Here is a 10,735-nt window from a genome sequence, read left to right as displayed (position 1 = left end):
AGGGGGGTTCGCCGTAAAGGCGAAAAGGTGAATCCGCGTCGCCACCCAAATCGGATATTCACCCGCCACGAGCCCCCCCACCGCCCCCCAAACCCCCACCAAAACCTAACTTTTTGCAAGATGTATCCGTTTCGTAGGGATAGCCGGGCCCCGCCCGATACCCCACCCGTACGGAAGCAATCTGATGAATGCCGAGAAGTCCCTGCAACTGGCCCGCCGTTTCATTGAACTGCCGCTGGAAAAGCGCCGCGTGTTCCTCGAGACCCTGGCCAAGGAGGGCATCGACTTTTCCCAGTTCCCCATCCCCGCCAGTGTCGAGGCCCCAGACCGCCAGGCGCTGTCCTATGCCCAGCAACGCATGTGGGTGCTCTGGCAAATGGACCCCCAGAGCGGCGCCTACAACCTCCCAGGCGCCGTACGCCTGCTAGGCCAGCTGAACGAAGCCGCCCTGGAGCAGGCCTTCGCCACCGTACTGGCCCGTCACCAAAGCCTGACGACCGTCTTCGAACCCCAGGCCGATGATCGCCTGGAGCAGGTCCACCGCCCGCTCGCACACGTGAACATCGAGCGCGTCGACCTGCGCAACCTCGCCGCCGACCAGCGTGAGGCACAGGTCCGTGCCGAAGCCGAGGCCGAGTCGCTACGCCCGTTCGACCTGGCGCAAGGCCCACTGCTGCGGGTGCGCCTGCTGCACCTCGATGCGCAGGAGCACGTGCTGCTGCTGACCCTGCACCACATCGTTTCCGACGGCTGGTCGATGAATGTGCTGATCGATGAGTTCAGCCGCGCCTATGACGCCTTTGCTGCAGGCCAGGCACCGCAGTTGCCAGCACTGCCCATCCAGTACGTCGACTACGCCCTGTGGCAGCGCCGCTGGCTCGAAGCGGGCGAGATGGAGCGCCAGTTGCAGTACTGGCAGGCCCAGCTGGGCGAGGAGCAGCCGGTGCTGGAGCTGCCGCTGGACCACGCGCGCCCGGCCACTCCCAGCTTCAGCGGCAGCCGCCAGTCATTCCCGCTCGACGCGGCACTGACCGAGCAGGTGCGCGGTTTTGCCCGCCAGCACAACCTGTCGCTGTTCATGGTCCTGCTCGCCAGCTTCGGCATGCTCCTGCAACGCTACACCGGCCAAAGCGACCTGCGCATCGGCAGCCCGGTGGCCAACCGCAACCGCGCCGAGGTCGAGGGGCTGATCGGGCTGTTCGTCAACACCCAGGTGCTGCGCCTGCAGCCACAAGCGCAACAGGACGTGCTGGGTTATCTGCAAGCGGTACGTCAGACCGTGCTGGGCGCCCAGGCGCACCAGGACCTGCCGTTCGAGCGCCTGGTCGAGGCGCTCAAGGTCGAGCGCAGCCTCAGCCACGCACCGCTGTTCCAGGTGATGTACAACCACCAGCCGCAGGTCGCCGACCTGACCACCGTCACCCTGGCGTCCGGCCTGCAACTGGCGCCGCTGCAATGGCGCAGCCGCACCACCCAGTTCGACCTCAGCCTCGACACCTACGAGCAAGGTGGCGTGCTGCACGCGGCCTTCACCTATGCCAGCGACCTGTTCGACGGCGCCACCATCGAGCGCATGGCCCGGCACTGGCAGGCCCTGCTGCGAGGCCTGGTCGAGCAGCCGCAGCAAGCGCTGTGGCAGGTGCCGATGCTCGATGACGCCAGCCTTGCCACCGTGCTCCAGGACTGGAACGCTACGGCCCGTGACTACCCGCTCGAACGCCCGGTGCACCAGCTGTTCGAAGACCAGGCACGCCGCGCGCCGCAGGCCCCGGCCCTGGTGTTTGGCGAGCATGCGCTCAGCTACGCCCGGCTCGACGCCCGCGCCAACCAGTTGGCCCACTACCTGCGCGCCCAGGGCGCCCGAGGCGACAGCCTGGTCGGCATCAGCGTGCAGCGCAGCGTCGAAATGGTGGTGGGGCTGCTGGGTATCCTCAAGGCCGGTGCTGCCTATGTGCCGCTGGATCCGGAGTACCCCGCAGAACGCCTGGCCTACATGATCGAGGACAGCGGCATCGACCTGCTGCTGACCCAGCAGGCACTGCTCGACAGCCTGCCGCTGCCCCAGGGTGTGCAGTGCGTGGCGCTCGACCAGTTGCTGCTCGACGAGCAACCCAGCAGCGCCCCGTTGGTGGATATCGACCCCGAGCAACTGGCCTACGTCATCTACACCTCCGGCTCCACCGGGCGGCCGAAGGGCGCCGGCAACAGCCACCGGGCCCTGGCCAACCGCCTGCACTGGATGCAGGAGGCCTACGCCATCGGCGCCGACGACACCGTGCTGCAGAAGACCCCCTTCAGTTTCGACGTGTCGGTGTGGGAGTTCTTCTGGCCGCTGATGACTGGCGCGTGCCTGGCGGTGGCCGCGCCGGGTGAACATCGCGATCCGGCACGCTTGATCGAGACCATCCGCCGCTTCCAGGTCAGCACCCTGCATTTCGTGCCGTCGATGCTCCAGGCGTTCATCCACGAGCCGGGTGTCGAAGCCTGCAGTAGCCTGCGGCGTATCGTCTGCAGCGGTGAGGCCCTGCCGGTGGATGCCCAGTTGCAGGTGTTTGCCCGCCTGCCGGACGCAGCCCTGTACAACCTGTATGGCCCGACCGAGGCGGCCATCGACGTCACCCATTGGACCTGCCGCGACGAAGGCCGGGACAGCGTGCCGATCGGCCTGCCGATCGCCAACCTGCGCACCTACGTGCTCGACGCCGGCCTCGAGCCGGTTGCCCCCGGTGTTTCCGGCGAGCTCTACCTGGGCGGTGTCGGCTTGGCCCGGGGCTACCATCGCCGCCCGAGCCTGACCGCCGAGCGCTTCGTCGCCGATCCTTTCGTTTCTGGCCAGCGCCTGTATCGCACCGGCGACCGTGTGCGCCAGCGCCACGATGGCGTGATCGAATATCTAGGCCGCTTCGACCATCAGGTGAAGATCCGCGGCCTGCGCATCGAGCTGGGCGAGATCGAGGCGCGCCTGGCCCAGCATGAGTGGGTACGTGAGGCCGTGGTGCTGGCGCTGGACGGCAAGCAGCTGGTGGCCTACCTGGTACTCAACGAGCAGCCCGATGGCTGGCAGCAGGGCCTCAAGGACTGGCTGTTGCAGGCGCTGCCCGAGTTCATGGTGCCCACCCACCTGATGCCGCTCGACCGCCTGCCGCTGACGCCCAACGGCAAGCTCGACCGCAAGGCGCTGCCACAGCCCGATGCGGCGCCACGCGGCGCCTATGTCGCTGCGCAAACGCCGGTGCAGCAGATCCTTGCGCAGGTCTGGAGCGAGGTGCTCGGGGTCGAACAGGTCGGCCTGGACGACAACTTCTTCGAACTGGGCGGCGACTCGATCATCGCCATCCAGGTGGTCAGCCGCGCCCGACGCCAAGGCGTGCAGTTCAGCCCGCGTGACCTGTTCCAGTTCCAGACCCTGCGCGGCCTGGCTGGCGCTGCCGGGCGTGCGACGCAGGTGCAGGCCGAGCAGGGTGCGGTGCAGGGCCCGGCGCTGCTGACCCCTATCCAGCGCGCCTTCTTCGAGCAGGCGGTGCCTGCACGGGCGCACTGGAACCAGTCGCTGCTGCTGACGCCGCGTCAGGCCTTGGACGCTGGTCGCCTGCAGCAGGCGCTGGTGCGCCTGGTCGAGCAACATGATGCTCTGCGCCTGCGCTTCCAGCTGCACGACGGCCACTGGCAGGCCGAGCACGGTGCGCTGCCCGCCGGGCTGCTGCGTGAAGAAACGGCTGCCGATGCCGAGGCGCTGGCGGCGCTCTGCGACACCACCCAGCGCAGCCTCGACCTGGCCGACGGGCCGCTGCTGCGCGCGGTACTGGTGCAAATGGCCGATGGCAGCCAGCGCGTGCTGCTGGTGATCCACCACCTGGTGGTCGACGGCGTGTCCTGGCGCGTGCTGCTCGAAGACTTGCAGCACGCCTACACGCAACAGCCGCTGCCCGCCAAGACCAGCGCCTGGCAGGCCTGGGCCGCGCGCCTGCCTGCCCTGGCTGCGCAACAGGCCGGCGAGCTGGACTACTGGCGCGCCCAGCGTGTCGACCACGAGCTGCCGTGCGACATGCCCCAGGGCGCCGCGCTCAACCGCCACGGCCGCACCCTGGAAACGCGCCTGGACGCCGAGCTGACCCGTCAGTTGCTGCACCTTGCCCCGGCCGCCTACCGCACACAGATCAACGACCTGCTGCTGACGGCGCTGGCCCGGGTGATCGCGCGCTGGAGCGCGCAGCAGGCGGTGCTGGTGCAGCTGGAAGGGCACGGTCGCGAAGAGGTGTTCGAGGATGTCGACCTGTCGCGCACCGTGGGCTGGTTCACCACGCTGTTCCCTGTGCGCCTGAGCGTCAGTGACGATGTGGGCGCCTCGATCAAGGCGGTCAAGGAGCAGTTGCGCGCGGTGCCGGGCAAGGGGCTGGGCTACGGCCTGCTGCGCTACCTGGGCGATGAGGCCCAGCGCCAGGCGCTCGACCAGGCCACGCCTGCGCGTATCACCTTCAACTATCTGGGGCAGTTCGACCAGCAGTTCGATGCCCAGGCACTCTGGGCGCCCGCCACCGAGCGCAGCGGCCAGGCCCAGGACCCCGAGGCCCCCTTGGCCAACTGGCTGACCCTGGAAAGCCAGGTCTATGCCGGCGAGCTGTCGCTGCGCTGGGGCTACAGCGGCCAGATGTACCATGACGCCACTGTCGAAGGCCTGGCCCAGGCCTACAACGATGAGCTGGCACAACTGATCGCCCACTGCCTGCAAACCCCGGCCGGCCAGGCGACGCCTTCCGACTTCCCGCTCGCACGCATCGACCAGGCGCAGCTCGACGCGCTGCCGGTCGCTGCCAGTGCTATCGAGGCGCTCTATCCGCTGTCGCCGATGCAGCAGGGCATGTTCTTCCACGCCCAGTACGAGCCCGAGGCCGGTGCCTACATCAACCAACTGCGCCTGGATATCCAGGGGCTGGAGCCCGCGCGTTTGCGTGAGGCCTGGAGCGAGGCAATGGCGCGCCACGAGATCCTGCGTGCCAGCGTGCATTGGGAGGGCTTGAGCGAGGCGCATCTGTTGGTGCAGCGCCATCTCGACTTGCCGCTGCAGGTACTGGAGGGCGTGCACGACCTCGATGCCCTGGCCGCCGCCGAACGCCTTCGCGGCTTCGATCTGCGCCAGGCGCCGCTGTTCCGCCTGCAACTGGTGGCACTGCAGGGCGGTGGCTGGCACCTGATCTACACCAGCCATCACATCCTCATGGATGGCTGGAGCAATGCCAGCCTGCTGGCCCAGGTGATCCAGACCTACGCCGGGCAGCCGGTGGCTGCCGCCAGCGGGAGTTTCAGCGACTACCTGGGCTGGTTGCAGCGCCAGCCTGTCGATGCTGGCGAGCGTTTCTGGAAGGCCGCGCTGGCGCCGTTGCAGGGACCGACCTTGCTGGCCTCGGCGTTGCGGCGGGCGCAAGGGCAGGGCAGTGGCGAGCACCTGCATATGTTCGACGGCGCCTTCGCCGAGCGCCTGGGCCAGTTCGCCCGCCAGCGCAAAGTGACCCTCAACACCCTGTTCCAGGCGGCCTGGGGCCTGGTACTGCAGCGACACACCGGCCAGGCCTGCGTGGCGTTCGGCGCGACCGTCAGCGGGCGCTCGGCGCCGTTGCCGGGGATCGAAGAGCAACTGGGGCTGTTCATCAACACCCTTCCGGTCCTGTGCAGCGCAGCACCTGGCCAGTCGGTCGGCGAGGCCCTGGAAACCCTGCAGGCGTTCAACCTCGACCTGCGCGAGTTCGAGCACGTGCCGCTGTACAAGGTCCAGGGTTGGGCCGGCCAGCAGGGCGGTGTGCTGTTCGACACCTTGATGGTGTTCGAGAACTTCCCGGTGGCCGAGGCCCTGCGTGATGGCGCGCCAGCCGGGTTGCAGGTGGGCGCGCTGCGCAACCACGAGCGCACCCATTATCCACTGACCCTCGGCATCGAGCTGGGTGCGCGATTGAGCGTGGAGTTCGCCTACGACCTGGCGCACTTCGATGCTGCGCAGGTCGAGCAGTTGTGCGCCGCTTTCTGCCAGGCGCTCGAGCAGATGCTCGAGCAGCCCTCGGCCGCGCTGGGCAGCCTGCGGCTGCTGGATGACACCACGCAGCAGGCGGTGTTGGCGCACAGCCAGGGAGCCGCGATCGACCTGTCGGCCACGCCGCTGGTGCACCAGCGCATCGCCGCCCAGGCCGCGCGCAACCCCGACGCCCTGGCCGTCTTGTGCGAGGGCCGCTCGCTCAGCCATGGCCAACTCAACCGCCAGGCCAACCGCCTGGCGCACCTGCTCATCGCCCAGGGCATGGGCCCGGGCAAACGTATCGGCCTGGCCCTGCGCCGCAGCCCGCAACTGATCGTCAGCCTGCTGGCGGTGCTCAAGAGTGGCGCAGCCTATGTGCCGCTCGACCCGGCCTACCCGGATGAGCGCCTGCGCTACATGATCGAGGACAGCCAGCTCGACTTGCTGCTGTGCGACGACGGCCTGTTGCAGGGCCTGAGCCTGCCACCCCAGGTGCCGCGCCTGGTGACCGGCGAGCTGGTGCTGGACGTGCAGCCCGAGCATGACCCGCTCGTGCAGCCTCACGCTCAGGACCTGGCGTACGTGATCTACACCTCCGGCTCCACCGGCCGGCCCAAGGGTGTCGCCATCAGCCATGCCGCCCTGCGCGAGTTCTGCCAGAGCGGTGCGCAGTATTCGCACCTGAGCGCCAACGACCGCGTGCTGCAGTTCGCCACGTTCAGCTTCGACGGCTTCGTCGAGCAGTGCTATCCGCCGCTGGCACTGGGGGCGGCGCTGGTGATGCGGGGCGAGTCGCTGTGGGATGTGCAGCAGTTGGCCGAGCACATCGTGCAGCACGAGGTCACCTTGGCCGACCTGCCAGCGGCCTACTGGTACCTGCTGGCCAAAGAGTGCGCCGCGCAGCCGGGCCGTGGCCTGGGTGCACTGCGCCAGGTGCACGTCGGCGGCGAGGCGATGTCGGTGGAAGGGCTGCGCCTGTGGCACGCCGCGGGCTTGGGCGAGGTCGCGCTGATCAACACCTACGGCCCGACCGAGGCCACCGTCGTCTCCAGCGTGCATGCCTGCCGCCTGGGCGATGCCAGCGACAGCCACGGCGTGCCGATTGGCCGGGCCATTGCTGGCCGTGCCCTCTATGTGCTCGACGGCGCTGGCGAGCTGTTGCCGGCCGGCGCGGTCGGTGAGTTGTGCATCGCCGCCCCGGCCTGTCTGGCCCAGCAGTATTACCAGCGTCCGGGCCTTACGGCCGAACGCTTCCTGCCCGACCCGTTCGCCCGCGAGCCGGGCGCACGGCTTTATCGCAGTGGCGACCTGGCCTGCTACAACGCCGAAGGGGCGCTGGAGTACGTTGGGCGCATCGATCACCAGGTGAAGATTCGCGGCATGCGCATCGAAATGGGTGAGATCGAAGCCTGCCTGCAGGCCCAGCCGGGAGTGCGCGCCGCCGCGCTGATCGCCCAACCGACCAGCCAGGGTGCGCAGTTGGTGGCCTTCGTCGTGCCGGTTGCCAGCGAGGCAGTGCAGGGCGATGCGCGCACGGCCTTCGTCGCCGCGCTGCGCGACGCGTTGCGCCAGTCGCTGCCGGAGTTCATGGTGCCGGCGCACCTCGTCGTGCTGGACCAGTTGCCGCTGAACAACAACGGCAAGCTTGACCGCGCAGCCTTGCCGCTGCCCGAGGCAGACGCGACCCGCGCGGCCTACATCGCCCCGCGCAATGCCTTGCAGGCGGCGCTGGCAGATATCTGGGCCCAGGTGCTGGACGTGCCGCAGATCGGCCTGGCCGATCACTTCTTCGAGCGTGGCGGGCATTCGCTGCTGGCCATGCAGGTGGTGGTGCGCATCCGCCAGCAGTTGCAGCGCGAGGTGCCGGTGCGGGTGCTGTTCCAGGCGCCGGTGCTTGAGGCGTTCGCCGAGGCCTGCCAGGCCCAGGCCGCTGAGGCGGGGCCTGCGTTGGTCAGTGTGGGCCATGACCAACCGCTGGCATTGTCCTATGCCCAGGAGCGCCAGTGGTTCCTGTGGCAACTGGAGCCGCACAGTGCGTCCTATCACATTCCGGCAGCGCTGCGTCTGCGCGGCGCGCTGGATTGCGACGCCCTGGCGCGCAGCGTGCAGGACCTGGTGGATCGCCATGCCTCGCTGCGCACCGCGTTCGTCGAGCAGGACGGCGAGGTCCGCCAGGTCATCGCCCCGGCGCTGACCTTCGCGATCGACTACCAGGCCATGGAGGGGCAGGCCGACGAGGCGGCCATCCGCCGCGAAGTGCAGCGCGAGATTCGCCGCCCGTTCGACCTGTTCCAGGCGCCGTTGCTGCGGGTTCGCGTCCTGGTGCTGGGCGAACAGGACCATGTGTTGGTGATGACCCAGCACCACATCGTCTCCGACGGCTGGTCGATGCAGCTGCTGGTCGAACAGTGGCAGGCGCGCTACCTCGCCCATTGCCGTGGCGAGGCCGCGGCACTCGAGCCCCTGGCCTTGCAGTACGCCGACTTCGCCCAGTGGCAACGCCAATGGCTGGAGGCGGGCGAGGGCGCCCGGCAACTGGCCTACTGGCGTGAACAACTGGGCGACGAGCAGCCCGTGCTGGAACTGCCGTTCGACCGCCCGCGACCTGCCGAGCAGAGCCAGCGCGGTGCGCGCCTGGACCTGAGCCTGGCCGAGCCGCTGGTGGCAGCGCTGCGCGAGCAGGCCAGCGCCCAGGGTGTGACCCTGTTCGTCTACCTGTTGGCCTCGTTCCAGGCCTTGCTGCACCGCTACAGCGGCCAGTCCGATATCCGCGTCGGCGTACCGGTGGCCAACCGCACCCGGGCCGAGACCGAGTCGATGGTCGGCTTCTTCGTCAACACCCAGGTGCTGCGCGCCCAGGTCGATGGCGCGGCCGGTTTCGATCAACTGCTGCAACAGGTACGCCAGGCCGTACTCGGCGCCCAGGCCCACCAGGACCTGCCGTTCGAGCAACTGGTCGACGCCCTGCAGCCCCAGCGCAGCCTGAGCTACAGCCCGCTGTTCCAGGTCATGCACAACCACCAGGTGACGCCTGCCACCGCAACCTCCCTGCAAGGCCTGGCGCTCGAGCCGCTGAGCTGGGACAGCGGCACCGCGCAGTTCGACCTGAGCCTGGACACCACTGAGGTCGAGGCGCGCATCGAAGTGTCGCTGACCTACGCCACCGACCTGTTCGACCACGCCACGATCGAGCGTCTGGTCGACCATTGGCAGCACCTGCTGCAGGCCGTGGTGCACGACCCGCTGTGCCCAGTGGCGCGCTTGCCGCTGCTGGCCGCCGACGAACAGCAGCGCATGCTTCAGACCTGGAACTCGGCAGCGCTGCCGCCTGCGACCCACGCCAGCTTGCACGGTCTGATCCAGGCTCGCGCCGCGCAGGCCCCCGAGGCCCTGGCGCTGATCTGCGGTGAGCGCGAGCTGAGCTATCACGAGCTCGACACGCAGGCCAACCGCCTGGCCCATCGCCTGCGTGCCCTGGGTGTCGGCCCGGAAGTGCGGGTCGGCGTGGCCTTGCCGCGCAGCGCCGAACTGGTGGTAGCCCTGCTGGCGGTGCTCAAGGCCGGTGGCGCCTATGTGCCGCTGGACCTGGCCTACCCGCGCGAGCGCCTGGCGCACATGCTCGGCGACAGCCAGGCGCACCTGCTGCTGACTCAGGCCGACCAGGCCGCACAGTTGGCGTCGGTGATCAGCGAAGGCCAGTCGCTGCTGTTGCTCGACGACGACCCGCAGTTGGCGCTGCAACCCACCCATGCGCCGGTCCAGCATGACGATGCCGAGCACCTGGCGTACGTGATCTACACCTCCGGCTCCACCGGCCTGCCCAAGGGCGTGGCGATCACCCATGGCAATGCCGTGGCGCTGGTGCGATGGGCCCAGGGGCTGTACAGCCAGGACGATCTGCAAGGCGTGCTGGTGAGCACCTCGATCTGCTTCGACCTGTCGGTCTGGGAGCTTTTCGTGACCCTGGCCGGCGGCGGCCATTTCATTCTCGCCGACAACGCCCTGGCGCTGCCGGAACTGCCTGCGCGCGAGCGCGTGACCCTTATCAACACCGTGCCGTCGGCGATCGCCGCGCTGCTGCAGGCCGGGGCGATTCCGCCCAGTGTGCGCATCATCAACCTGGCGGGCGAGCCGCTGAAGCAGTCGCTGGTCGATGCGCTGTATGCGCTGCCGGGCGTCGAACGCGTGCACGACCTTTACGGGCCGTCCGAAGACACCACCTATTCGACCTGCGTGCTGCGCCAGGCCAACGGCCGGGCCAGCATTGGCCGGCCGCTGCCGGGCACCTGCGCCTATGTGCTGGATGGCCACCTGCAGCCGCAGCCGGTGGGGGTGGCGGGCGAGCTGTACCTGGCCGGCGAGGGCCTGGCGCGCGGTTACCTGCGCCGGCCTGGGCTGAGTGCCGAACGCTTCGTCGCCGACCCGTTCACCGGTGAAGGCGGGCGCATGTACCGCACTGGCGACCTGGTGCGTTACCGCGAAGACGCGTCGATCGAATACCTGGGGCGTATCGACCATCAGGTCAAGGTGCGTGGTTTCCGTATCGAGCTGGGTGAGATCGAGGCACGCCTGCTGGCGCACCCCGAGGTGCGTGAGGTGGCGGTGGTCCCCCGTCAGGGCGAACTGGGGACGCAACTGGTGGGTTATATCGCTGCTGCGGCATTGCACGATGATGCCGAGCCGCTCAAAGCCTGGCTCAAGCAGACCCTGCCGGACTACATGGTGCCGACC

At 68.8% G+C, this 10,735-nt stretch carries 1 protein-coding gene; it reads left to right on the top strand.

Annotated elements, in window-relative coordinates; all coding sequences use genetic code 11:
- Positions 1-184 precede the first annotated feature (184 nt).
- On the top strand, positions 185-10,735 hold a 10,551-nt coding region (locus HU729_RS23575), incomplete at its 3' end, for a non-ribosomal peptide synthetase (protein ID WP_186711704.1).

This window comes from Pseudomonas sp. RW10S2 (assembly GCF_014268985.1).
Classification (GTDB): domain Bacteria; phylum Pseudomonadota; class Gammaproteobacteria; order Pseudomonadales; family Pseudomonadaceae; genus Aquipseudomonas; species Aquipseudomonas wayambapalatensis.
Note: the sequence above shows the minus strand (reverse complement) of the source record. Positions and strands in the feature narration are given on the sequence as shown.